Here is a 23,601-nt window from a genome sequence, read left to right as displayed (position 1 = left end):
CGCCAGGGAGAGGAAAGCCTGCCGGATAAGCCTTTTTCCAGCCCGCCACGCGCGTTTTCTTCCCTGCCGCTCAACCCTTTGTCCCCAGCCTGAAAATTTTTCGCTGCGCCTGCATCTACAGCCCGCCAGTTAATAGCTAACCTTATGGGAGAACAACAAGGCGACAACAGCGCGAACGGACCTTATAGCGGGATTGAGCAATGACTAAAAATCCACTCTGGTGGCAAAACGGCGTTATCTATCAAATTTATCCCAAGAGTTTTCAGGACACCACCGGCAACGGCACGGGCGACCTGGCCGGCGTGATTGAGCATCTGGATTATCTGCAAAAGCTGGGCGTTGACGCTATCTGGCTAACGCCGTTTTATATTTCGCCGCAGGTGGATAACGGCTATGACGTGGCGAACTATATCGCCATCGATCCGCTGTTTGGCACCATGAATGATTTCGACAATCTGGTGGCGGAGACGCACCGGCGCGGCATGCGGCTGATTCTGGATATGGTGTTTAACCACAGTTCGACCCAGCATCACTGGTTTCACGAGGCGCTGGATCGCAACAGTCCCTATCGTTCTTACTATATCTGGCGCGACGGCGAGCCGGGCGTGCCGCCAAATAACTGGCTGTCAAAGTTCGGCGGCCACGCCTGGCGCTGGCATCCGGAGAGCAACCAGTACTATATGCATCTTTGGGCGCCCGAGCAGGCTGATCTCAACTGGGAGAACGATAATCTACGCGCAGAGCTGAAGCAGATCGTTAACTTCTGGGCAGATCGCGGCATCGACGGGCTGCGGCTGGACGTGGTGAACCTGGTTTCCAAACACCAGGACTTTCCCAACGATCCCAACGGCGACGGGCTGCGCCTCTATACTGACGGGCCGCGCATTCACGAGTATATGCGTGAGATGAGCCGCGATGTTTTTCGTCCGCGCGAGCTGATGACGGTCGGCGAGATGTCTTCCGCTACGCTGGAGCACTGCCAGCAGTACGGCGCGCTGGATGGCGAAGAACTGTCGATGGTGTTCAGCTTCGATCACGTTGAGGTCGATTTCTTCAACGGTCAGAAATGGACGCTGACGCCGCTGGATCTGGTGGCGCAGAAAGCTATTTTTACTCACTGGCAGCATGGCATGCATAACAAGGCGTGGAACGCGCTGTTCTGGTGTAATCACGATCAGCCGCGCGTGGTGTCACGCTGGGGCGACGAAGGCCAGTATCGCGTGCAGTCGGCGAAGATGCTGGCGCTGGTGCTGCACGGCATGCAGGGCACGCCCTATATTTTCCAGGGCGAAGAGCTGGGCATGACTAATCCGCACTTTACCCGCATCCTCGACTACCGCGATATCGAAAGCCATAACATGTATGCCGAACTGCGCTCACAGGGCCGCGACAGCGACAACCTGCTGGAGATCCTCGCCAGCAAGTCTCGCGACAATGGCCGCACGCCGATCCCATGGCATGCCGGAGAGAACGGCGGCTTCACCACCGGCACGCCGTGGATCGGCATGTGTGACAATATGGCTACCATCAATGCGGAAGCCGCGCTGGCCGATGAGAACTCGGTGTTCTATACCTATCAAAAGCTGATCCGCCTGAGAAAAGAGTATCCGATCCTGACCTGGGGCGATTATCTGGATTTACTGCCGGAGCACGCTTACCTGTGGTGCTATTGCCGCCGCTACGGCAAAGAGGTGCTGGTGGTGGCTACTAATTTCAGCAGCGAAACTCAGGTCTGGCATCCGCCAGCCTATAGCGGCCATTGGGAGGTGCTAATCAGCAACTATCCCGATACGCACGTAACGCCGGGCGAAGTGATGCTGCGCCCGTGGGAAGCGGTCTGGTGGTACCAGAAAGAGTGGGATAACTCAGGGCAAAGCAGCCAGCGTGCCGATTGAAAAGGCTTTTATGCTGTCAGGAGAGTAACCGGCGGCCGCTTTAAGCGGCCGCACCCTGTCACTGAAGCGCTATTGGCAGGTACTCGATCGCGTTTGAGGTCGCCGTTTATGCAACCCTTTGCTATTCATAGGTTTTTATTTCCTGTGGAGCTTGTTGCATATGTTGAGATGTTTTGCAGTTTTACTGACTGGATTCCTGTTTTGTAGTCAATGTTTCGCCACTGTCGGCTTTCGGCAGCTTACTCTTAACAGCAGCGGATCGCGCCCCCTAGAGGTTGCCATCTGGTATCCCACGCAGCAAACCGGCGTAAATGAAACTATTGGGGAAAACGCAGCATTCGAAGGCAGCACCGTGCTGCGCAATGCCGTTCCTGTGCCTGGCGCTCATCCGCTTTTATTACTGTCGCATGGCTACGGCGGCAGCTGGCGTAATCTCGCCTGGCTGGCGGAAGAGATGGTTTCTCAGGGCTATATCGTAGTCGCGCCTAATCATCCGGGAACCACCTCGCAAAACACCGATTCAAATCAGGCACGGCAGCTCTGGCTAAGGCCGGAGGATTTAAGGCTGGCTATGCGTGAAATCATCAAGGATCCCACCATCGCGGGAAAAGCAGACAGCGAGCGGATTGCCGCAGCCGGACACTCGTTAGGCGGCTGGACGGTGATGGAACTTGCTGGCGCAAGATTCGATACGCGAAAATTTAGCGCCGACTGCGCGAAGCACATTGAATATTCCAGCTGTCGGGTTGCTGCTAAGCTGGGGATCGGTAATAACGCCAGCCATGCGCCACTTTCAGTCGATCGTAGCGAGAAACGCATCAAAGCGGTTATTCTGCTTGATACCGGATTAGCCCGAGGCTTTACCAGCCAGAGCCTGGCGACAATAGAGCGCCCCGTTTTTATTTTAGCGGCCGGAGCTGATTCGCCAGAACTGCCTGCGGAAGCCGAATCAGGCTATCTGGCCAGGGCGCTTCCGCCACAATGGATGAGGTATTCCCGAGTGGACGGCGCAACGCATTTTAGTTTTATGCAGGTATGTAAACCGCAGGGAGAAAAGCTGATTGAAGAAAGCGCGCCGGGAGAAGGTATAATTTGCCATGATGGCGGCAAAATGAGCAGGAAAGAATTACACCGCCTGCTGGCAGAAAAAATCAGTGAGTTTCTGAATGCGGCTTTACATTATCAGCCGCAGCCTGGCGAAAAGCCCCAGGTGCCATTCCGCTCAGACGCAGAAACTCACGGTTAAAATTTGATTTGGTCAGAAAACCGGCTTCCAGCATGATTTCCGTTATCGGCTTGTTAGTAGTTAATAATAGATTTTGCGCTCTTTTAATTCTGAAGCCGTTAATCCATTGAGAAACATTGCATCCGCGCGCTGTATTCACAGCGTTAGAAATCTGGCGCGCGGGCACACCGGATTTGCGCGCCAGCAAATTCAGCGTCAAATTCGCATCAAGGTAATACTCTTTATTTATTAAAATTTCCTCCAGCTGCGCGCATATTTTTTCCTGTTCTTCATTTCTTGTGACAGGTTCCGGCTCGCTCTGCGGCAAGTTTTTTTCTTCAGCAGGAAGCGTCCTGCCTGCCAGTAAAATAGCCAGGCAGATAAAGGGCAATACGCAGGCCTGCGCAAGAGTAATAACTAACGGCACCTGTAAACCCTGGTTAAAAACAAAGTTCAGGCTGACCGTCAGATCGACCAGCGCGGAAAAGCAGAGAAAGCTGCCGGCAAACAGCGTCAGGCGAGCAGCCAGCGGTGCCTTGTCGAGGCGTGCCAGCACAAAAGCATTTTCCCCCTTAGCGGCAACTTTTATCAGGGCAAAACCGTAGCCAACGTAAAGGATAAACAATGCTATATCAGTAAATTGCGGCCAACCCAAAATCGCCATTACCCCGGTCAGGGTTAGCAACAGCGAATAAGAACGACGAGTTTTTTTGTCTGTCGTCAGCCCGGTAAAACAGCGCCACGTACAGTGCGGCAGGCAGGCTGCAAGCAGAGGCTGTAATTGCCGAACCGCTTCATTGTGCCATTCCCAGCGGAGCGTGCCCGCGATCAGCAGAATAATCCAGGCTGCGATAAAACGGCCAGAGCGCCTGTATTCGCTTTTGCCGGAGAGCAAGAGTACACCCAGCAGCATAAACAGCGCCAAAAGGATCAGCGACGAAAAAGGGATTTTCAGCATTGTTATCCCTTTTACAGCGGCGCAAACAGCGCGGTAAGGTCGTCGCTGGTAAAACTCGTCGGTTCGCTCAGCTCGTTTTCCAGGATACCTTCGGCCAGCTCCGCTTTCTGCTGCTGTAGGGCGACGATTTTCTCTTCGATACTGCCTGCGGCGATAAGCTTATAAACAAATACCGGTTTATCCTGGCCCAGGCGATAGGCGCGATCCGTCGCCTGATTTTCCGCCGCCGGGTTCCACCAGGGATCGTAGTGGATCACCGTGTCGGCCGCCGTAAGGTTCAGCCCCACGCCGCCCGCTTTCAGGCTGATTAAAAATACCGGCACTTCGCCATTCTGGAAGCGGCGTACTGGTTCGCTGCGATCGCGCGTGCTGCCGGTCAGGATCACGTAGGGAATGCGTGCTTTCTGTAGCTCTTCCGCGATCAGCGACAGCATGGTAGTAAATTGCGAGAAAATCAGGATGCGGCGATCTTCTGCCAGCAGGTCAGTAAGCATTTCGCGCAGCAGCGCCAGCTTAGCGGATTGCCTGGATCTGGCCGTTTTATCGTTATCGATCAGGCGTGGATCGCAACAGATCTGCCGCAGCTTCAGTAGCGCATCCAGTACCAGCAGATGGCTGCGCCCTGCGCCCTGCTGCTCGACTGCCAGCCGCACACGATCCTGCATGGCACTACGAACTTTTTCGTACAGCTCGCGCTGCGTTCCTTCCAGTTCTACCGAGCGGATAATAGTGTTTTTCGGCGGCAGCTCTTTCGCTACTTCCTGCTTGCGGCGGCGCAGCATAAAAGGCCTTATGCGGCGAGCCAGCAGCTCGCGGCGTACCCGATCGCCATCCCGTTCAATGGGAACGCGCCATTCCTGGGTAAACGCCTTGGCGCTGCCCAGAAAACCAGGCAGCAAAAAATCGAACTGTGACCAGAGTTCGCCAAGATGGTTTTCCAGCGGCGTGCCGGTCAAACAGAGCCGATAGCGCGATTTCAACGTGCGAATTACCGAAGCCGCCCGCGAGGCGCTATTTTTGACATACTGCGCCTCGTCCAGGATCAGCAGGTGGTAGCTGTGTCCAAGCAGCTGCGGCTGATCGCGCCAGAGCAGCGAATAGGTGGTCAGCACTACGTCATAGTCCGCAATCTGGTCATAGAAGCTTTTGCGCTGCGGCCCGGTCAGCGCCAGCACTTTAAGGTCTGGCGCAAAGCGGCTGGCCTCCTGCGTCCAGTTGTAGACCAGCGTGGTGGGCACCACGATCAGCGCCGGGCGATCCAGCCTGCCCGCCTCTTTTTCCAGCAGCAGGTGCGCCAGCGTCTGAATAGTTTTACCCAGGCCCATATCATCGGCCAGCACGCCGGAAAGCTGGTTTGCCCGCAAGAATTGCATCCAGCTCACGCCTTGTAGCTGGTAATCGCGCAAGCGGGCGTGCAGACCCACAGGCGGTTTGACCGGCGGCAGGCTGCCGCCCGTTTTCAGACTCTCCGCCAGCCGTAGCGCGCCGCTTTCGCCGCTAAACTCCCAGCGCCCCGCCTCGCTTAGCGCCGTCAGCCTGCCTGCCTCGTAAGGCGCGATACGCAGCGGCTTATCTTCGGCCAGCAGATCGGCGAGGCTGCCTACCAGAGTTTTCAGCTTGCCTGCGGCAATATGCAGGCGCTCGTTACGCTCGCCGCGCAGCTCTATCGTCTCATCGTCGGCTATCACCGAAAGGTCGCTGGCGAACCAGCGGTTGTCTTTACGCAGCAGACCTGCCAGCAACGGCTGCATTTTCACTTTTTTCTGGCCGAGATTAGCCTCCATCTCAAGCTCGTACCAGCCGTCCTGCTGCTGTTCGGCGCGGCCATCGATAGAGAGAATATCCGTCACGTTCCAGGTGAATTCGTCGTCCACGCTGGTTTGCCAGCCGCGCTTTTTCAGTTCGGGCAGCACGCGCTGGATGATATCGCGCCAGAGGTCGGGTGAGTCCGGTGCAAAAATTGAGGGCGGCAGCGGCGCAGAATGCGGCGTATAGATATGGCCGGAAGGAATAGTGTTCAGCCCGGCAGTATTAAGCTCGTTCAGCCAGCGCTGCTCCTGCTCTGGCCTGCGCCGGATTTGAAAAAGTTTACCGTGGCGATCGGGAAAGGTTTCGCCGCTGCTGCCTGCGGCTACCTGAATGCCCGCGTAGTCAAAATAGAGGGCGGCGAAATCGAGCCGTTTCTGCCGATGGCCATAGCGACCGAAGCCGCTGATAAATTTCGCGCGGGATTCCAGACGCAGTACGGGATACGGCTCGGCGGCTACAGGCGTGGCGGCAGGTGCAGGCGCGGTTACCGGCTGCCGTTGCAGCCAGGCCAGCATCACCGCAGCGGCATGGCGGCAGTTATTTTTAACCGGACAGGTGCACTCGCCGCTGGCGTGCAGCTTGCCCTGCGGCCGACTGAAATGCACCATTACCTGGAAAGGCTCGACTTTTCTGCCGGGCACCTCGCCGGTCAACAGGTTATTTTGCCACTGCAGGTGCTGCGCTTTCTCCACCAGCTCTTTTGCTCTGGCCACGGTGCGCGCGCCCAGCCAGCGGCTCACCTGTTTTTCATTGTACGTTACAGAAGACATCAGTCTGTATCCCGGGATGGCCTGAGCAGATAACCGCTTTGCATAACAGGCAATAATAAGAAGTACCGGCGGACGATTGCAACCGCGGAACCGCAGTTGCGGCACGAAAATTCCTTAGCCTCGTCAATTATTAGCGCGAAAGAGGGAAATTTGCGCAGTCGGTCGCGCGGTTATTTTCTTAAGTGACTGAGATCGCTTGGGCCTTTTTTTGATCTTTGTTTTAAATCAAAAATCAGGCAGTTAAATCACGGGAAAACACAACATATAGACATTATTATGCCAGGCTACATCTACATATAGACACGGACACGGGAATAAGCCATGGCTTCGCTAGTGATTAAACGGGACGGCTGCCGCGCGCCTTTCGAGGAGACGCGTATTCTGGATGCGATTAAAGGCGCGGCCAGGGCAGCGAATATCGCCGATGATGAGTATTGCACGCTGGTAACAAAACAGATTTGCCAGCGGCTGACGCAGCCAGAAGTGGATATTCATGAGATCCAGAACGCCGTTGAGAACGCCTTAATGGCAGGAAGCTATCCCGAGCTGGCCCGTACCTATATAGAGTATCGCCACGACCGCGATATCGCCCGCGAACTGCGTGGCAAGCTGAATAAAGAGATCCGTGGGCTAATTGATCAAAGCAATCCGGCGCTGCTGAACGAAAACGCTAATAAAGACAGCAAGGTCATCCCGACGCAGCGCGACTTGCTGGCTGGCATTGTAGCAAAGCATTACGCTACCCAACATATCCTGCCGCGCGATGTGGTGCTGGCGCACGAGCGCGGCGAGATCCACTATCACGATCTGGATTATTCGCCCTTCTTTCCGATGTTTAACTGCATGCTAATTGATCTGCAAGGCATGCTGACCAAAGGTTTCAAAATGGGCAATGCGGAGATCGAACCGCCCAAATCGATTTCGACCGCTACCGCCGTGACTGCGCAAATCATTGCCCAGGTTGCCAGCCATATCTACGGCGGCACTACTATCAACCGCATAGATGAGGTATTAGCACCCTTTGTGGAAGCAAGCCTGGAAAAGCATCGCCGCACCGCGCGCCAGTGGCAGATTGCCGATGAAGAAGCTTATGCCGTCAGCTGCACAGAGAAAGAGTGCTTCGATGCCTTCCAGTCGCTGGAATACGAGGTCAACACGCTGCATACCGCCAACGGCCAGACGCCTTTCGTCACCTTTGGTTTCGGCCTGGGCACCAGCTGGGCCGCGCGGCTGGTGCAGCAGTCGATCCTGCGCAATCGTATCGCCGGACTGGGGAAAAACAGCAAAACGGCGGTTTTTCCCAAGCTGGTTTTCGCCATTAAAGAGGGGCTGAATCGCTCGCCGGGCGACGCTAACTACGATATCAAGCAGCTGGCGCTGGAGTGCGCCAGCAAGCGCATGTATCCCGATATTTTAAATTATGAGCAGGTGGTCAAGGTAACCGGCTCGTTTAAAACGCCGATGGGCTGCCGCAGCTTCCTGGGCGTGTGGGAAGAGAACGGCAAGCAGGTGCATGAAGGGAGAAATAATATCGGCGTGATCAGCCTGAATCTGCCGCGCATCGCGCTGGAAGCGGCGGGCAACGAGGCGCGCTTCTGGGATCTGCTGGATCAGCGCCTGCGATTAGCGAAGAAAGCGCTGATGACCCGTATCGCGCGGCTGGAAAACGTCAAGGCGCGCGTGGCCCCTATTCTTTATATGGAAGGTGCCTGCGGCGTGCGGCTGAAAGCGGACGACAATGTAGCGGAGATTTTCCGGCACGGGCGAGCCTCCATTTCGCTGGGCTACATCGGCATTCACGAAACGATTAACGCTCTATGCGGTGCCGGAAAGCACCTTTACGATGATACCGGACTACAAGATAAGGCGCTGGCGATTGTTAACCGTCTGCGCGAGGCGGTAGAGGGCTGGAAAGCGGAAACCGGCTACGGCTTTAGCCTTTACAGCACGCCGAGCGAGAACCTGTGCGATCGCTTCTGCCGTCTGGATCGCGCTGAGTTTGGCGTGGTGAAAGGCGTGACCGATAAAGGCTACTACACCAACAGCTTCCATCTGGACGTAGAGAAAAAGGTCAATCCCTACGACAAGATAGACTTCGAAGCGGCCTATCCACCGCTGGCCAACGGCGGCTTTATCTGTTACGGCGAGTATCCCAATATCCAGCATAACCTGAAGGCGCTGGAGGATGTCTGGGACTATAGCTACAGCCGCGTCCCCTATTACGGCACCAATACGCCGATAGATGAGTGCTATGAGTGCGGCTTTACCGGCGAATTCGACTGTACCAGCAAAGGCTTCACCTGTCCGAAGTGCGGCAACCACGATCCCGAGCGCGTTTCCGTTACCCGGCGCGTTTGCGGCTATCTGGGCAGCCCGGACGCGCGTCCATTTAACGCAGGCAAACAGGAAGAAGTGAAGCGCCGAGTCAAACATCTGGGCGCCGGGCAGCTGGGGTGAATATTCATCAATATTATCCGGTCGATATCGTCAACGGGCCGGGTACGCGCTGCACGCTATTTGTGGCCGGTTGCGAGCATCAGTGCGCTGGCTGCTACAACAAAAGCACCTGGCGGCTGAATTCCGGCCAGCCTTTTACCGTGCAGATGGAGGAGCGGCTAATCGCCGATTTGCAGGATACGCGTATTTCGCGCCAGGGCCTGTCGCTGTCGGGCGGCGATCCGCTGCATCCGGCCAACGTGCCGGATATTCTGCGGCTGGTGAAGCGAGTGCGGCGCGATTGTCCGGGCAAAGATATCTGGCTGTGGACAGGCTACCGCCTGGCGGAGCTAAGCGCGCCGCAGCGCCAGGTGGCGGAGCAGATCGATGTGCTGATAGACGGCAAATTTGTGCAGGCGCTAAAGGATCCTGCGCTGCGCTGGCGCGGCAGCAGCAATCAGGTTATTCACTATCTGCGCTAAAGGCAGTCCGCGGAATAGCCGAAGATTCGATAATTGTCACTTCATGCCGCGCTGGCGCAAAAGCTTCGCGCAGCATCACGGCGGCGACATCCCGGGCGGCGACGGCGCGCCAGTTTCCCGGCAGTAACCGGAACAGCGGCGCCATTAGCGATTCGCCCGCGCGGCTGGTTTCCCTTTCTCCCAACAGCAGCGAAGGCCTGATTAGCGTCAATCGCGGCCAGCCCTGCTGCTTCAACGCGTTTTCCATTTCGCCTTTTACCCGGTTGTAAAAGAAAGGCGAGTGCGCGCCAGCGCCGTGAGCGCTGACCACCAGCAGATGTTTGGCACCAAGCCGCTGGCCTGCAATTGCCGTATCCACCACCAGCGTATAGTCAACGTGAATAAACGCCGCTTTACTGCCTGCTTCGCGCCGCGTGGTACCCAGACAGCAAAACACGATATCCAGCGGCGTTTTTAGCGGCCCCAGCACATCCGTCAAATCTGCTTCGACCAGATTAGTGACTTTATTCATGGCTGGCAGCCTGCGCCTGGTGGGCGCGATGATTTCACTCACGCGCGGGTCTTCGATTAGCAGCCGCAGCAGATGACGCCCTACCAGACCGGTCGCGCCGGTAAGCAATATTCGACTCACGTGTGCCTCCTTTTCTTCAGAGTGTAGCTTTCGCCGAACAAAGCGGTTAGCGGTAGCGCAACGCCCTGCATAATCAGTAACGTGCAGGGCAATCATTTAGCTCGCCTTGATTTTTTACTCTTTTCGACCAGGCTTAACTGACTTCACAATAATAACCGGAGGAAAAGATGAGCAAGAAGATTGCAGTCCTGATCACTGATGAATTCGAAGACTCCGAATTTACTTCACCAGCCGAAGCCTTTACCAAAGCTGGTCACCAGGTTGTCACTATTGATAAAGAAGCCGGCGTCACCGTTACCGGCAAGCAGGGCAAAGCGCAGGTGAAGATTGATAAAGATATCGATCATGCACAGCCGGAAGAGTTCGACGCGCTGTTGCTGCCTGGCGGCCATTCGCCCGACAGCCTGCGCGGCGACGATCGCTTTGTGAACTTTACTAAAAGGTTCGTTGAGCTGGGCAAACCGATTTTTGCTATCTGCCACGGCCCACAGCTGCTGATTAGCGCCAACGCCACGCGCGGTCGTAAGATGACCTCGGTCAAAGCTATCGCTATCGACCTGAAGAACGCGGGCGCTGACTTCTACGACAAAGAAGTGGTCGTGGATAACGATAAGCTGGTAACCAGCCGCACGCCGGACGATCTGCCAGCCTTTAACCGCGAATCGCTGCGTATTCTGGAAATTGCCTGACAGTCTTAGGTTGGGTTTGCCCGGCCTGAGGTTGATGACAAAACTCTGGTCGCGTTTGAATTTGTGACAGAGCAGCAGAGGCCGGGCAAGCCCGGCCTTTTCTTTATCCCCGCCGCCAGCTTAGCTTGTGGCCGAAACCTAATGCGTTATCCACCATTTTTAGCTCGCTGACGACTATCTCCCAAATGGGCGCTTTTGCCGCTGCCGCTACCGGGAAGCGTTTGATATAGGCTTTACGCGCTTGTTTCTCTTCTTCTTCCTCAAGCAGCCGTACGCTACCGGCATACTGCACGCCTTTAATTAACATTACCGACTTCGGCTGGCCGCTGATGGTACCCGCAACCTGCGGATCGCTGAGGAACTGGCTGCCGTGCCGCGTTTTTTCCTCCGTCATCAGCCAGAAAGCAACCTTTTCCGCATTGAAGACGTAAAAGCAGTTGGCGCACCAGACGGGGCTGCCGCCGCAAACGGCAAGCACGTGCTGTTTTTGTAGATAACGAGTGATAGCCTGAAGCGGCTCGGGTTCGGACATAGGATCTCCCTGAAAACGCCGCGCGGCAAAATTTTAACGGCGGACAAGAGCTGATAAACTTTCGGCCATTGTACAAGACTGGCGAAAACCAATGACTATAGCAACAGCCGCGACCTGGCATCTCTATATCGTGCAGACCGCCAGCGGCGCGCTTTATACCGGTATTACCAATAATGTAGCAAGACGCTTTCAGCAACATCAGGCCGGCACAGGCGCAAAAGCGCTGCGCGGCAAAGGGCCGCTGACGCTGCTGTTTCACTGCGAAGCGGGCGACCGCTCGAGCGCCTCCAGGCTGGAGTACCGGATAAAACAGCTAAAGCGGCAGGAAAAGATCAGGCTGGTGGCGCATCAGCCTGAGTCGCTGGAAGCCTGGCTCAGCTGCGGCTGAACGGCGCGGCGTAGTCTATTTCGCCTTCCACACCGTCAAAAGCGTCGTCCGCCAGTTTATAAACCTGGAACGCTGCCTCCGCGCCCTGCCAGCGGCAGCGCAGCTGATGACGGGCGGCCGGGGCAAAACCGTAGCGCCCGAAGTAAGCGGGATCGCCCATTACCACTACGGCGGCGTAGCCAAATTCATTTAGCGTATCCAGCCCTTCGTAGATTAGCTGCTTGCCCAGCTGCTGGCCGCGCACGCTTTCGTCCACCGCCAGCGGCGCCAGGCCGACCCATTGTTTGTCCTCGCCGTTTAGCGTGACCGGGCTAAAGGCCGCATAGCCCAGCACCTGGCCCTCATCATCGGTGGCTACGACGCCCAGCGTCAGCAGTCCATCCTCGCGCAGCTGCTGTACCAGTTCCGCTTCTGCGGAAGTGGTAAAGCTGCGGCGTAACAAGCTGTCGATGCTGGCCGCGTCGACGCCGATTTCCGTACGAATTAACATGATATACCTGCGCGATCTGCTGTCGCAGCCGCGTCCTCAGTCAGTCCTGCCTCGACAAAATCCGCCAGCTGCATCAGTCCGATACGCAGCGGTTTTGGCATGGTTTCCAGCTCGATAGCATCCATCAGATTTTTTACTTCCAGTCCCAGTTCGGTATCGCCTTCGATAAGTAAACGGCGCTGGAAAAACAGCGTGTCGGGGTCCCGACGCCGCGCCGCAATCAGCAAGAGATCGTTGGCGTCGCCGCGGAACCAGACGTCTGCCTCCTGCCGATCCGCTATCCTTAAAGCATTCTGCTCAACGGTAGTTGCCCAGCGCAGGCCTAAATCGCGAATGTCGATGCCTAACCAGCGCCCCTGCAAAAAGTCTAACTCACCTTCCGCCAGCGCGGTACGAAACTGCCAGCCTAGCAGCTGCTGTAGAATCTGCTTTTTGGCCGTGAACGGGGCGAATTGCAGCGGCATCCGCAACCATTGAGGGCCTTTGCGAACCAGCTGCGCGCGTAACGGGCTAAACACCATTATCACTCCTTCAGATAAAATTTCAGCTATTTTGCCAGATTGCAAAATTTCATCAGGCAGTTGGATCAACAAAGTGAGTGAACCCCGCGGGTTTCTCTGTGAAACAGACCGCTATCATTACGCTTTTCACTGTCCTGAATCAAAAATAGTTGTCGCGAGCGCGGCTAAAATTATTTGTTCTTCTGCTTACAGGATCCCTTATGGAACTGCTCTGTCCTGCCGGCAACCTGCCGGCGCTGAAGGCGGCTATCGCCAGCGGCGCGGACGCCGTCTATGTCGGGTTGAAAGACGATACCAACGCCCGCCATTTTGCCGGTCTCAATTTTACGGCAAAACGTCTGGAAGAAGCCGCTCGCTACGTTCATCAGCATAGACGCAAACTGCATGTTGCGATTAATACTTTCGCCCATCCTGCCGGTTACGAACGCTGGGAGCGCGCGATAGACAGCGCCGCCGATGCGGGCGTGGACGCGCTGATCCTGGCCGATATCGCTATGCTGGAGTATGCCGCCGCTCGCTATCCCCATATTGAAAGACACGTTTCGGTACAGGCCTCGGCGACTAACCTGGAGGCGATAAAATTTTATCAGCGTCATTTTGACGTTGCCCGCGTGGTGCTGCCGCGCGTGCTTTCCATTCATCAGGTAAGGCAGCTTGCCCGCTCTTCTCCCGTGCCGCTGGAGGTATTCGCCTTTGGCAGCCTCTGCATTATGGCTGAAGGCCGCTGCTATCTCTCTTCCTGGCTGACCGGCGAATCGCCAAATACCGTAGGCGCCTGTTCGCCCGCCCGCTTCGTGCGCTGGCAGCAGACGCCGCAAGGGCTGGAGTCACGGCTGAACGAGGTGCTGATAGATCGCTACGATGAGCACGAAAACGCTGGCTACCCTACTTTATGCAAAGGGCGCTATAAGGTCGAAGAGGCGCGCTACCACGCGCTGGAGGAGCCCACCAGCCTGAATACGCTGTCGCTGCTGCCGGAGCTGCTGGCGATGAATATCGCCTCGGTGAAGATCGAGGGCCGCCAGCGCAGCCCGGCCTATGTGGAGCAGGTGGCGCGTATCTGGCGGCAGGCTATCGATCGCTGTCAACAAGACCCGCAGGCTTTTACCGTTGAGCAGAGCTGGACTTCTGCGCTCAGCGAACTGAGCGAAGGCACGCAGACCACGCTGGGCGCTTATCATCGTCAATGGCAGTAGGAAAAACCATGAAGTACGCGTTAGGGCCGGTGCTGTGGTACTGGCCGAAAGAAGATCTGCAATCCTTTTATCAGGCCGCGGCCGCCAGCCAGGCCGATATCGTCTATCTGGGCGAGGCGGTATGCAGCAAACGCCGCGCCGTTAAGTTCGCTGACTGGATGGCGCTGGCGAAAGCCCTGGCCGATGCGGGCAAACAGGTCGTGCTGAGCACGCTGGCGCTGGTGGAATCCCCTTCCGAGCTAACCGAGCTAAAGCGCTATGTCGATAACGGCGAGTTTCTGATCGAAGCCAATGATATGGGTACGGTTAATATGGCTGCCGAAGCCGGCCTGCCTTTTGTCGCCGGTCATGCGCTGAATTGCTATAACGCAGTAACGCTGCGGCTGTTGCACAGGCTGGGCATGGTGCGCTGGTGTATGCCGGTAGAGCTTTCACGCGACTGGCTGAGCGCGCTTCTGCAACAGTGTGAACAATTGGGGATCCGCAACCGTTTCGAGGTCGAAGTGCTAAGCTACGGCCATCTGCCGCTGGCGCTTTCTGCCCGCTGCTTCACCGCCCGCGCGGAGAATCGCAGTAAGGATGAGTGCCAGACCTGCTGCATTAACTATCCTAACGGCAGAGCGGTACGCTCTCAGGAGGATCAGCAGGTGTTCGTGCTGAATGGCATTCAGACCATGAGCGGCTACTGCTATAACCTTGGCAACGATTTGCCGGCCATGCAGGGGCTGGTCGATATCGTGCGCTTTTCACCGCAGGGAACTGAAACCCTGGCCATGATTGATGCTTTCCGCGCCAATGAAACAGGCTGTGCGCCATTGCCGATGGTGGCTCAGCAGCACTGCAACGGCTACTGGCGCCAGGTTGCGGGCCTGTCGCTGGTGAAATAAAACGCAGCCGGGCAGGAAGCCCGCTGTTTCCGCCATTATCTTTTCATTTTGTGAAGTTATACTTATCATTCCTTCGCGTCCTGCCGCACGTAAAGTGCTGCAAATTGCCAATCCGTGGATCCGAAGATCGCTTAGGCTGTCTCTTTGCGCAGGCGCGTAGCCTGGAATTAAAGTGAGCGATTATGACTGATAAAAAAATAGCTTCCCTGTCCGTGCTGGATCTGGCCCCGATCCCTCAGGGCGCGACCGCGCGCGATGCCTTCCACACATCGCTGGCGATGGCGCAGCAGGCGGAAAAATTGGGTTTCACCCGTTACTGGCTGGCTGAGCATCATAATATGACCGGCATCGCCAGCGCGGCGACCTCGGTGCTGATCGGCTACCTTGCCGCTAATACCACTACCTTAAGGCTCGGCTCTGGTGGCGTGATGCTGCCGAATCATGCGCCGCTGGTGATCGCCGAACAGTTCGGTACCCTGGAGTCGCTCTATCCGGGCCGCATTGATTTAGGCCTGGGTCGCGCGCCCGGTTCCGATCAGCGCACCATGATGGCGCTGCGTCGGCATATGGGCGGTCACGTAGATAACTTCCCGTCGGACGTGGCGGAAATGATCGCCTGGTTTGACGCGGAAGAAGGTGCGCAGCCTGCCGTCCAACCGGTGCCCGGTCTGGGTCTGAAGATTCCGGTATGGCTGCTGGGTTCCAGCCTTTACAGCGCGCAGCTTGCGGCGAAGCTGGGCCTGCCGTTCGCCTTCGCCTCACATTTCGCGCCCGATATGCTGTTTCAGGCGCTGCATCTTTATCGCGAGAACTTCAAGCCTTCGGCACGCCTGGCGCAGCCGCATGCGATGGTGTGCGTGAACGTGGTGGCCGCAGAGAGCGAGCGCGAAGCCCGCTTCCTGTTTACCTCTATGCAGCAGCAGTTCGTTAATCTGCGCCGCGGTCAGCCAGGCCCGCTGCCTGCGCCAGTTGAGAATATGGATAACCTCTGGTCGCCTTCCGAGCAGTATGGCGTACAGCAGGCGCTGAGCATGTCGATTGTCGGCGATGTGGAAAAAGTGCGGCACGGCCTGGCGGCACTGATGCGGGAAACGCAGGCGGATGAAATCATGGTCAACGGCCAGATTTTTGATAAAGAGGCGCGGCTGCGCTCGTTTGCGCTGGCGATGGAAGCTTATCAATCGCTGTAGCCAGCCGTTGCTAAACAGCAGCTATAAAAAAACCAGCCCGAAGGCTGGTTTGAAGTTGATGATAACGTATGCCGGTGCCGGCTCAGAAGGGCCTGTGTCTTCCGCAAAGACGCAAAAAGCACCATCCGTGGTAGCTCAGTACGGGCCGTCCGTGGCCCGTAATGCTTTGCTCCAGCCACAGGCCCTCCATCGCTTCAGGTTCAGCTATAAAAAAACCAGCCCGAAGGCTGGTTTTTTATTTATGCATCAGTGATTAAGCATCACGACGACGGGTTGGCGCGCTGCCGTCTTCACGACGTGGGCCACGGTTGCCACCGTCACGGCTGAAGCCGCCGCCACGACGCTCGCCGCCACCGCTGCGCTCGCTGCTGAAGCGACGACCGCCTTCACGGCCGCCTTCACGACCACCGCCGAAACCGCCACGGCCTGGGCCGCCGCTACGACGTTCGCCGCCGCGATCGTTGCTGCGTGGTTGCGCATCGCCAATCAGCTGCATATTCATTGGTTTGTTCAGAATACGCGTACGGGTGAAGTGGGACAGAATGTCGCCCGGCATGCCTTTTGGCAGCTCAATGGTAGAGTGGGTGCCAAACAGCTTGATGTTACCGATGTAGCGGCTGCTGATGTCGCCTTCGTTAGCGATAGCGCCAACGATATGACGAACTTCAACGCCGTCATCACGGCCCACTTCAATGCGGTAAACTTCCATATCGCCAACGTCACGACGCTCACGACGCGGACGATCGCCATCACGGCTATCGCGCGGGCCACGATCCGGACGGTCGCCACGGCGGTCGTCACGATCTTTGAACTCACGACGTGGACGCGGAGCCGGATCGGCAGGCACGATCAGCGGACGTTCGCCCTGCGCCATTTTCAGCAGCGCGGCAGCCAGGGTTTCCATTTCCAGCTCTTCTTCCGGCTGCAGCTTGTTCAGCAGCGCACGGTAGAGATCCAGATCGCTGCTTTCCAGCTGCTGCTGAACTTTAGCGGCGAACTTAGCCAGACGACGCTCACCCAGCAGTTCTGCGTTCGGCAGTTCAACTTCCGGAATGGTCAGCTTCATGGTGCGTTCGATGTTGCGCAGCAGACGACGCTCGCGGTTTTCAACGAACAGCAGTGCGCGACCCGCACGACCTGCACGGCCAGTACGACCGATACGGTGAACGTAAGACTCGGCATCCATTGGGATGTCGTAGTTAACAACCAGGCTGATACGCTCAACGTCCAGACCACGTGCCGCTACGTCGGTAGCGATCAGGATATCCAGACGGCCATCTTTCAGGCGCTCCAGCGTCTGCTCGCGCAGCGCCTGGTTCATATCGCCGTTCAGCGCGGCGCTGTTATAACCGCTGCGCTCCAGCGCTTCGGCCACTTCCAGCGTAGCGTTTTTGGTACGTACGAAGATGATCGCCGCGTCAAAATCTTCTGATTCCAGGAAGCGAACCAGCGCGTCGGTCTTACGGCCATACGCAGTCCAGTAGCTCTGGCTGATGTCAGGACGCGTGGTCAGGCTTGACTGAATACGCACTTCCTGCGGATCTTTCATAAAGCGTTTGGTGATACGACGGATCGCTTCCGGCATTGTTGCAGAGAACAGAGCGGTCTGATGACCTTCCGGGATCTGCGCCATGATAGTTTCAACGTCTTCGATGAAGCCCATACGCAGCATTTCGTCGGCTTCGTCCAGCACCAGACCGCGCAGGTTAGAAAGGTCTAACGTGCCGCGTTTCAGGTGGTCCAGCAGACGGCCAGGCGTACCCACAACAACCTGTGGACCCTGGCGCAGTGCGCGCAGCTGTACGTCGTAACGCTGGCCGCCGTAAAGGGCCACTACGTTCAGACCGCGCATGTGTTTAGAGAATTCAGTTACGGCTTCTGCAACCTGAACCGCCAACTCGCGAGTCGGTGCCAGCACCAGGATCTGTGGCGCTTTCAGGTTGCTGTCAATGTTGTTTAGCAGCGGCAGCGAGAACGCTGCGGTTTTGCCGCTTCCGGTCTGCGCCATACCCAGCACGTCACGGCCCGCCAGCAGGTGAGGAATACACTCAGCCTGGATTGGGGATGGCTTAACATAGCCCATGCCGTTCAGTGATTCGAGGATGGATTCGTTCAGACCCAGGTCAGCAAAAGTGGTTTCAATTTCAGTCATGTAGTACACGTGCCTCTTAGATTGCGGCGGCCAGTCTACATAACTCGTCGTGAAAACATTCAGTCATTTTCATCAAAAAGTGTGAACCGGCTCAAATTAGTGGTTTCGACGAACAAAAAAGCCCTCACCCGTGAAGATGATGACATTTCAAAAATCAGGACGTAAAAGTTCGTCAGCTATTGCTGGTCAGATTCTGATAAATCGTCTTGTGTCTGGCCGAGTAGCGCCAGCTCCAACAATGCATATCGGTGCTCAACAAAGTTATGAACGTTGTTAGCGACCGTCAGCTTGAACAGCGCTTCCGCGTTGTCCTTCTCCCCCAGACTTAGGTAGTGCTTACCTAAATAGAAGTTGGTTTCACTGAGATGTTCAGCGAGCGAGGTGTTATCCGTTGTGTCCGCCTTGAGCCTCTCCATCAGCTTGCTTTCGCTGATATGGCCCAGGTAGAACTCGACAATATTCCATCCCCATTGGTCTCTGACCGCTTTATCGTAACGCTGTTGTAGCGCCACTTTTGCCTTATCGACGCCCATCTCGCGTTCATCGAGATAGAGCCACAGGCTGCGGAAAGGATCGTTAGGATCGTCTTGATAAAACGCCAGCAGATCATCTTGCGCTAGTTTAAATCTTCCACCGTAGTAGAGCGCGATACCGCGATTTAAACGCGCATAATTGTAAGTTGGATCAAGCTCAAGTACAGAATCAAACGCTTCGTAGGCAGCATCAAAGTTGCCCGCCTGCGTTAAATATATGCCTAAGTAGTTGAATACTTCCGGCATATCCGGTCTGACAGCCAGCGCCTGTGAAAAATCATTCCGCGCCAGTGCTCTCAAACCTAAACTATCATACAACACTCCGCGCTCATATAACAGCTGTGCGCGTTCATCATCGGTCAGGGCCCGACTGGCAAGTATTTGTTCCATGCGCGCCAGGATGACTTCCTGCTGCAACGTAGGCTGTAGCGGAACAGCCAAAACCTCGTTGTTACGCCAATCCGGGTTGCTGCATCCTGCCAGCGTTAAAGCTGTCGCAACGAAACACCAGCGCAAAAAAGGCTTCATTTCCCACTCCCAAATACAAACAATGGGATGACCATCCTTTCATCCGCCGCCATGCACAAGAGGTGCCGTCCTGCCCTCGCGATGAAACAGCTCTTCGCGTTGCCGCGAAGAGCAGTGCGTTTCTTATTCTGCTGAAGCTTCTGGCGCAGGCGCAGCTGCCGCTTCCGGCTCGGCCGCTTCCTTGATGCTCAGGCGCACGCGGCCCTGGCGATCAACTTCCAGTACCTTCACCGGTACTTCCTGGCCCATCTGCAGATAGTCGGTTACTTTCTCAACGCGCTTGTCAGCGATTTGAGAGATATGCACCAGACCTTCTTTACCGCCGCCGATAGCAACGAAGGCACCGAAGTCTACGATGCGGGTCACTTTACCGTTGTAGATACGGCCCACTTCGATTTCCGCAGTGATCTCTTCGATACGGCGGATAGCGAACTTAGCTTTGTCGCCGTCGGTCGCTGCGATTTTCACGGTGCCGTCATCTTCGATTTCGATGGTGGTGCCGGTTTCTTCGGTCAGCGCGCGGATCACAGAACCGCCTTTACCGATGACATCTTTGATCTTGTCCGGGCTGATCTTGATGGTGTGGATACGCGGAGCGAACTCGGAGATATCGCCGCGCGGCGTGCTGATAGCCTGTTCCATTACGCCCAGGATGTGCAGACGCGCGCCCTTGGCCTGGTTCAGTGCCACCTGCATGATTTCGCGGGTGATGCCTTCGATTTTGATATCCATCTGCAGCGCGGTAATACCTTCGCGGCTACCGGCTACTTTAAAGTCCATGTCGCCCAGGTGATCTTCATCGCCCAGGATATCGGACAGCACCACGAAGTTCTCTTCGTCTTTTACCAGGCCCATCGCGATACCGGCTACGGCCGCTTTGATCGGCACGCCTGCATCCATCAGCGCCAGAGACGCGCCGCAAACGGAAGCCATTGACGAGGAGCCGTTGGACTCGGTGATTTCTGATACCACACGTACGGTGTATGGGAAAGCATCGCCTTTTGGCATAACTGCCAGCACGCCGCGCTTCGCCAGACGACCGTGACCAATCTCACGACGTTTAGGCGAGCCAACCATACCGGTTTCGCCCACGGAGTACGGAGGGAAGTTGTAGTGGAACAGGAAGCTGTCGGTACGTTCGCCCATCAGCTCATCCAGGTTCTGCGCATCGCGCGCGGTGCCCAGAGTTGCCGTTACCAGCGCCTGAGTTTCGCCACGGGTAAACAGCGCGGAACCGTGGGTACGCGGCAGTACGCCGGTGCGCACGTCCAGGCCACGGATCATATCTTTTTCACGACCGTCGATACGCGGCTCGCCACGCAGGATGCGGCTACGCACTACGTTCTTTTCCAGACCGTGCAGGATGTCGCTGATTTCGCCTTCGTCCAGGCTTTCGTCTTCTGCCAGCAGCGCCGCTGTGGTTTCAGATTTGATCACGTCAACCTGAGCGTAACGCTCCTGTTTTTCGGTAATGCGGTAAGCATCGCTCAGGCGAGACTCGGCCAGCGCAGCGATACGACTGTGCAGGGCTTCGTTGACCGCTTCCGGCTGCCAGTCCCAACGCGGTTTGCCCGCTTCGGCAACCAGCGCCTTGATGTTTTGGATCACAACCTGCTGCTGCTCGTGGCCGAACACCACGGCGCCCAGCATCTGATCTTCGCTCAGCAGTTCCGCTTCGGACTCTACCATCAGCACTGCGCCTTCGGTACCGGCAACGACCAGATCCAGCTTGCTCTCTTTCAGCTCGTCGGTGGTTGGGTTCAGCACGTACTGGTCATTGATGTAACCAACGCGGGCAGAGCCGATTGGGCCGTTGAAAGGAATGCCTGACAGGCTCAGCGCAGCAGAGGCGCCGATCATCGCCACGATATCCGGGTTAACCTGTGGGTTAACGGAAACCACGGTAGCGATAACCTGAACTTCGTTAACGAAGCCTTCCGGGAACAGCGGACGAACCGGACGGTCAATCAGACGCGCGATCAGGGTTTCGCCTTCGCTTGGACGGCCTTCACGGCGGAAGAAGCTGCCTGGAATACGGCCAGCAGCGTAGGTACGCTCCTGGTAGTTAACGGTCAGCGGGAAGAAATCCTGGCCCGGCTTGGCTTTTTTCTGGCCGACAACGGTAACGAATACGGCGGTATCGTCCATGCTGACCATAACGGCAGCGGTGGCCTGGCGAGCCATCATGCCGGTTTCAAGCGTGACGGTATGCTGGCCATACTGGAATTTTTTAACAATCGGATTCAGCAAAATTATATCCTTAACTTTTCGGGCAAGAGCTTTCTCCTGCCGTGAATCTTAAATCTTCTTTGCATCCTCGCGACTAATGACAACCCTAATCCCTTATGGGACAAAGCCTCTCATTAGCCGCGCGAATCTCTGCAACGGAAGATCACACTCAGCAACAATACAATAGTTTGGCCTGGATTGCTGCCGCCTGACTGAAAAAAGGGGCCATAAAGGCCCCTTTTTAGCGAAACTCGCACAAATCTGCCTTTTTTCCGGTTTTCCCTGCCGTGGACGGCAAAAGAAAGGAATGCAGACTTTAAGATTTAGCGACGCAGACCCAGACGCTCGATCAGGCTGGTGTAACGCGCAACGTCTTTACGCTTCAGGTAATCCAGCAGCTTACGACGCTGGGAAACCATGCGCAGCAGACCGCGACGGCTGTGGTGGTCTTTTTTGTGCTCAGAGAAGTGACCCTGCAGATGGTTAATCTGTGCGGTCAGCAGAGCAACCTGAACTTCGGTAGAACCACTGTCGTTAGCATCACGGCCGTAATCAGCAACGATCTGCGCTTTAGTTTCAACACTTAGAGACATGTTACCACTCCAAATTTTAAGATAAATGTACAGGTGCCGATCTCTAATTCAGCAACCCAGTGTAAAGCCGCGCCATTCTACTCTCAGCCTTAAGCTTACGCAAATGGTGCTTCAGAATATTCTACAACCAGCCGGCGCGGTGCTACGCGACCATCTTCGGCCACTTCCGCCATGCCGATAAATTTTCGCGCTTCGCCTTCGGTAACGCGAACCAGCCCCGTTTCCGGCACGTTAGCTGCCTGCACGGGCATGCCCTGTTTGAAATAAGCTGCCGCGCTGGCGATCAGGTTCACTTCCGGGTAGGCAGCCGCCGGACTATCCATCGGCATCAGCAAAGGATCGAGCAAATCCGCCGCTGGCCGATCGCTGCTGGTCGCCTCTTCGCTAAGCGCGTGCAGTTGCTCCAGCGTGACCATAGCCGCAATGGGATAGGTCGCTACCTGCAAACGGCGCAGATAGATGACGTGCGCGCCGCAGCCCAACAGCTCGCCTAAATCGTCCGTAATGGTGCGAATATAGGTGCCTTTCGAGCAGTGGATTTCCAGCTCCAGTTCATTGCCTTCCAGACGGATGAATTTTAGCTCGTAAACGGTGATGCTTCTCGCTTCTCGCGGCACCTCGATGCCTTCGCGCGCATATTCATAGAGCTTGCGCCCCTGATACTTGAGCGCGGAGTACATTGACGGTATCTGCTGGGTTTCGCCACGGAAGCTTTCCAGCGCGGTTTCCAGCTGCTCTTGCGTAAAGTTTACCGGCCGCTCGCTGATGACCTGGCCGTCCGCATCCGAGGTATCGGTGCGCTGGCCCAGCCGCGCGATAACGCGATAGCGTTTATCAGAATCCAGCAGATAGCGGGAAAACTTGGTGGCTTCGCCCAGGCAAATGGGCAGCATGCCGGTCGCCAACGGATCCAGCGCGCCCGTATGGCCCGCGCGATTGGCGTTGAATAGCCGCTTCACTTTTTGCAGCGCGTCGTTAGACGACAGGCCGCCGGGCTTGTCCAGCAGCAGAACACCGTGAATATCGCGTCCGCGACGACGAGGACGGCTCATTACTCCTCCTTGTCGTCTTCCGCAGGGCCGCGACGCTCGGCGTCGTTGCGTACTACGTTAGTGACAAGGTTAGACATGCGCATCCCTTCAACCAGCGAGTTGTCGTAGAAGAAGGTCAGCTCGGGCACGATGCGCAGACGCATCGCTTTGCCCAGCAGCGTACGGATATAGCCGGAGGCGTCGCCCAACGCGCGCAGGCCAGCTTTGATAGCGTCTTCGTCTTTATCGTTCAGGAAGGTTACAAAGACTTTGGCATAGGCCAGGTCGCGGGAAACTTCAACGCCGGAAACCGTCACCATCATGCCCAGACGCGGGTCTTTGATCTCGCGCTGTAAAATAATCGCGATCTCTTTCTGCAGCTCCTGGGAGACGCGCTGCGGGCGACCGAATTCTTTCGCCATAATTATTCTCTCCA

At 56.4% G+C, this 23,601-nt stretch carries 22 protein-coding genes; 9 read left to right on the top strand and 13 right to left on the bottom strand.

Annotated elements, in window-relative coordinates:
- Positions 1–200 precede the first annotated feature (200 nt).
- Positions 201–1,895 (top strand): alpha,alpha-phosphotrehalase, encoded by a 1,695-nt coding sequence (treC, locus tag ACETPC_RS06815; protein ID WP_380179907.1) that lies wholly within the window; start codon positions 201–203, stop codon positions 1,893–1,895.
- 160 nt (positions 1,896–2,055) lie between these two features.
- On the top strand, positions 2,056–3,141 hold the full coding sequence (locus ACETPC_RS06810) for an alpha/beta hydrolase family protein (RefSeq protein WP_380179905.1): 1,086 nt from the start codon (positions 2,056–2,058) through the stop codon (positions 3,139–3,141).
- On the opposite strand, the gene ACETPC_RS06805 is transcribed toward ACETPC_RS06810, so the two are convergent.
- Together ACETPC_RS06805 and ACETPC_RS06800 are read right to left on the bottom strand one after the other, a co-directional pair.
- On the bottom strand, positions 3,047–4,078 hold the full coding sequence (locus ACETPC_RS06805) for a helix-turn-helix domain-containing protein (protein WP_380179903.1): 1,032 nt from the start codon (positions 4,076–4,078) through the stop codon (positions 3,047–3,049). The two genes, ACETPC_RS06810 and ACETPC_RS06805, sit on opposite strands and share 95 nt — an antisense overlap.
- A gap of 11 nt (positions 4,079–4,089) precedes the next feature.
- On the bottom strand, positions 4,090–6,657 hold the full coding sequence (locus ACETPC_RS06800) for a DEAD/DEAH box helicase (protein ID WP_380179901.1): 2,568 nt from the start codon (positions 6,655–6,657) through the stop codon (positions 4,090–4,092).
- A 321-nt stretch (positions 6,658–6,978) separates the two neighbouring features.
- On the opposite strand from ACETPC_RS06800, the gene nrdD reads away from it, so the two are divergent.
- Together nrdD and nrdG are read left to right on the top strand one after the other, a co-directional pair.
- Positions 6,979–9,114: an anaerobic ribonucleoside-triphosphate reductase gene (gene nrdD, locus ACETPC_RS06795; RefSeq protein ID WP_380179899.1), complete on the top strand. Its 2,136-nt coding sequence runs from the start codon at positions 6,979–6,981 to the stop codon at positions 9,112–9,114.
- A complete protein-coding gene (gene nrdG, locus ACETPC_RS06790; RefSeq protein ID WP_380179897.1) occupies positions 9,111–9,575 on the top strand; it encodes an anaerobic ribonucleoside-triphosphate reductase-activating protein in 465 nt (154 codons plus the stop codon). Before nrdD ends, nrdG begins: the two co-directional genes overlap by 4 nt.
- Here the strand turns inward: nrdG and ACETPC_RS06785 are convergent.
- Entirely contained in the window at positions 9,556–10,206 is a 651-nt protein-coding gene (locus tag ACETPC_RS06785; protein WP_380179895.1) for an NAD(P)H-binding protein, read from the bottom strand. The two genes, nrdG and ACETPC_RS06785, sit on opposite strands and share 20 nt — an antisense overlap.
- Before the next feature lie 167 nt (positions 10,207–10,373).
- On the opposite strand from ACETPC_RS06785, the gene ACETPC_RS06780 reads away from it, so the two are divergent.
- Positions 10,374–10,895, top strand: coding sequence for a type 1 glutamine amidotransferase domain-containing protein (locus ACETPC_RS06780; protein ID WP_380179893.1), 522 nt, complete (start codon positions 10,374–10,376; stop codon positions 10,893–10,895).
- A 103-nt stretch (positions 10,896–10,998) separates the two neighbouring features.
- Here ACETPC_RS06780 and ACETPC_RS06775 read toward each other — a convergent pair whose 3' ends face one another.
- Entirely contained in the window at positions 10,999–11,427 is a 429-nt protein-coding gene (locus ACETPC_RS06775) for a YhbP family protein (RefSeq protein WP_380179891.1), read from the bottom strand.
- A 91-nt stretch (positions 11,428–11,518) separates the two neighbouring features.
- Between ACETPC_RS06775 and ACETPC_RS06770 the strand changes: the two genes are divergently transcribed.
- Positions 11,519–11,815 carry a GIY-YIG nuclease family protein gene (locus ACETPC_RS06770; protein ID WP_380179889.1) on the top strand — a complete coding sequence of 99 codons (297 nt, stop codon included), beginning with the start codon at positions 11,519–11,521 and terminating at the stop codon, positions 11,813–11,815.
- Here ACETPC_RS06770 and ACETPC_RS06765 read toward each other — a convergent pair.
- Complete coding sequence (locus ACETPC_RS06765; protein WP_380179888.1) at positions 11,802–12,305, bottom strand: GNAT family N-acetyltransferase; 504 nt, start codon at positions 12,303–12,305, stop codon at positions 11,802–11,804. The two genes, ACETPC_RS06770 and ACETPC_RS06765, sit on opposite strands and share 14 nt — an antisense overlap.
- Positions 12,299–12,826 (bottom strand): SCP2 domain-containing protein, encoded by a 528-nt coding sequence (locus tag ACETPC_RS06760; RefSeq protein WP_380179886.1) that lies wholly within the window; start codon positions 12,824–12,826, stop codon positions 12,299–12,301. Before ACETPC_RS06760 ends, ACETPC_RS06765 begins: the two co-directional genes overlap by 7 nt.
- A 200-nt stretch (positions 12,827–13,026) precedes the next feature.
- Here ACETPC_RS06760 and ACETPC_RS06755 point away from each other — a divergent pair, with 200 nt between their 5' ends.
- The 3 genes from ACETPC_RS06755 to ACETPC_RS06745 all read left to right on the top strand — a co-directional run bounded on the left by ACETPC_RS06755 (position 13,027) and on the right by ACETPC_RS06745 (position 16,099).
- A complete protein-coding gene (locus ACETPC_RS06755; protein ID WP_380179885.1) occupies positions 13,027–14,022 on the top strand; it encodes a peptidase U32 family protein in 996 nt (331 codons plus the stop codon).
- A complete protein-coding gene (locus tag ACETPC_RS06750) occupies positions 14,013–14,909 on the top strand; it encodes a U32 family peptidase (protein WP_380179883.1) in 897 nt (298 codons plus the stop codon). Before ACETPC_RS06755 ends, ACETPC_RS06750 begins: the two co-directional genes overlap by 10 nt.
- A gap of 182 nt (positions 14,910–15,091) precedes the next feature.
- Entirely contained in the window at positions 15,092–16,099 is a 1,008-nt protein-coding gene (locus tag ACETPC_RS06745) for a luciferase-like monooxygenase (RefSeq protein ID WP_380179881.1), read from the top strand.
- A 253-nt stretch (positions 16,100–16,352) separates the two neighbouring features.
- Here ACETPC_RS06745 and ACETPC_RS06740 read toward each other — a convergent pair whose 3' ends face one another.
- The 7 genes from ACETPC_RS06740 to rbfA form a co-directional block, all read right to left on the bottom strand.
- Positions 16,353–18,251: a DEAD/DEAH family ATP-dependent RNA helicase gene (locus tag ACETPC_RS06740; protein ID WP_380179879.1), complete on the bottom strand. Its 1,899-nt coding sequence runs from the start codon at positions 18,249–18,251 to the stop codon at positions 16,353–16,355.
- Between the two features lie 16 nt (positions 18,252–18,267).
- Positions 18,268–18,324: a protein YrbN gene (yrbN, locus tag ACETPC_RS06735; RefSeq protein ID WP_106382000.1), complete on the bottom strand. Its 57-nt coding sequence runs from the start codon at positions 18,322–18,324 to the stop codon at positions 18,268–18,270.
- Between the two features lie 103 nt (positions 18,325–18,427).
- Positions 18,428–19,312 carry a lipoprotein NlpI gene (gene nlpI, locus ACETPC_RS06730; protein WP_380179877.1) on the bottom strand — a complete coding sequence of 295 codons (885 nt, stop codon included), beginning with the start codon at positions 19,310–19,312 and terminating at the stop codon, positions 18,428–18,430.
- Between the two features lie 123 nt (positions 19,313–19,435).
- Entirely contained in the window at positions 19,436–21,562 is a 2,127-nt protein-coding gene (gene pnp, locus ACETPC_RS06725) for a polyribonucleotide nucleotidyltransferase (protein WP_380179875.1), read from the bottom strand.
- Between the two features lie 302 nt (positions 21,563–21,864).
- Positions 21,865–22,134: a 30S ribosomal protein S15 gene (gene rpsO, locus ACETPC_RS06720; protein WP_024966694.1), complete on the bottom strand. Its 270-nt coding sequence runs from the start codon at positions 22,132–22,134 to the stop codon at positions 21,865–21,867.
- Between the two features lie 95 nt (positions 22,135–22,229).
- Positions 22,230–23,186 (bottom strand): tRNA pseudouridine(55) synthase TruB, encoded by a 957-nt coding sequence (truB, locus tag ACETPC_RS06715; RefSeq protein ID WP_380179872.1) that lies wholly within the window; start codon positions 23,184–23,186, stop codon positions 22,230–22,232.
- Positions 23,186–23,587 (bottom strand): 30S ribosome-binding factor RbfA, encoded by a 402-nt coding sequence (gene rbfA / locus ACETPC_RS06710; protein ID WP_380179870.1) that lies wholly within the window; start codon positions 23,585–23,587, stop codon positions 23,186–23,188. The genes truB and rbfA overlap by 1 nt, the downstream gene beginning before the upstream one ends.
- Between the last annotated feature and the right edge of the window lie 14 nt (positions 23,588–23,601).

Origin of the sequence: Pantoea sp. sgz302252 (genome assembly GCF_042610525.1) — a bacterium.
Taxonomy (GTDB): domain Bacteria; phylum Pseudomonadota; class Gammaproteobacteria; order Enterobacterales; family Enterobacteriaceae; genus Erwinia.
This window is presented reverse-complemented; position numbering and strand designations above follow the sequence as displayed.

Bases quoted from the DNA above. Each gene is read 5' to 3' on its own strand.
- ACETPC_RS06800 (WP_380179901.1), bottom strand. From the start codon at position 6,657: ATGTCTTCTGTAACGTACAATGAAAAACAGGTGAGCCGCTGGCTGGGC.
- ACETPC_RS06760 (WP_380179886.1), bottom strand. From the start codon at position 12,826: ATGGTGTTTAGCCCGTTACGCGCGCAGCTGGTTCGCAAAGGCCCTCAA.
- rpsO (WP_024966694.1), bottom strand. From the start codon at position 22,134: ATGTCTCTAAGTGTTGAAACTAAAGCGCAGATCGTTGCTGATTACGGC.
- ACETPC_RS06780 (WP_380179893.1), top strand. From the start codon at position 10,374: ATGAGCAAGAAGATTGCAGTCCTGATCACTGATGAATTCGAAGACTCC.
- truB (WP_380179872.1), bottom strand. From the start codon at position 23,186: ATGAGCCGTCCTCGTCGTCGCGGACGCGATATTCACGGTGTTCTGCTG.
- nrdD (WP_380179899.1), top strand. From the start codon at position 6,979: ATGGCTTCGCTAGTGATTAAACGGGACGGCTGCCGCGCGCCTTTCGAG.
- ACETPC_RS06755 (WP_380179885.1), top strand. From the start codon at position 13,027: ATGGAACTGCTCTGTCCTGCCGGCAACCTGCCGGCGCTGAAGGCGGCT.
- ACETPC_RS06775 (WP_380179891.1), bottom strand. From the start codon at position 11,427: ATGTCCGAACCCGAGCCGCTTCAGGCTATCACTCGTTATCTACAAAAA.
- treC (WP_380179907.1), top strand. From the start codon at position 201: ATGACTAAAAATCCACTCTGGTGGCAAAACGGCGTTATCTATCAAATT.
- nlpI (WP_380179877.1), bottom strand. From the start codon at position 19,312: ATGAAGCCTTTTTTGCGCTGGTGTTTCGTTGCGACAGCTTTAACGCTG.
- ACETPC_RS06805 (WP_380179903.1), bottom strand. From the start codon at position 4,078: ATGCTGAAAATCCCTTTTTCGTCGCTGATCCTTTTGGCGCTGTTTATG.
- rbfA (WP_380179870.1), bottom strand. From the start codon at position 23,587: ATGGCGAAAGAATTCGGTCGCCCGCAGCGCGTCTCCCAGGAGCTGCAG.
- ACETPC_RS06765 (WP_380179888.1), bottom strand. From the start codon at position 12,305: ATGTTAATTCGTACGGAAATCGGCGTCGACGCGGCCAGCATCGACAGC.
- ACETPC_RS06750 (WP_380179883.1), top strand. From the start codon at position 14,013: ATGGCAGTAGGAAAAACCATGAAGTACGCGTTAGGGCCGGTGCTGTGG.
- ACETPC_RS06810 (WP_380179905.1), top strand. From the start codon at position 2,056: ATGTTGAGATGTTTTGCAGTTTTACTGACTGGATTCCTGTTTTGTAGT.
- ACETPC_RS06745 (WP_380179881.1), top strand. From the start codon at position 15,092: ATGACTGATAAAAAAATAGCTTCCCTGTCCGTGCTGGATCTGGCCCCG.
- ACETPC_RS06740 (WP_380179879.1), bottom strand. From the start codon at position 18,251: ATGACTGAAATTGAAACCACTTTTGCTGACCTGGGTCTGAACGAATCC.
- ACETPC_RS06770 (WP_380179889.1), top strand. From the start codon at position 11,519: ATGACTATAGCAACAGCCGCGACCTGGCATCTCTATATCGTGCAGACC.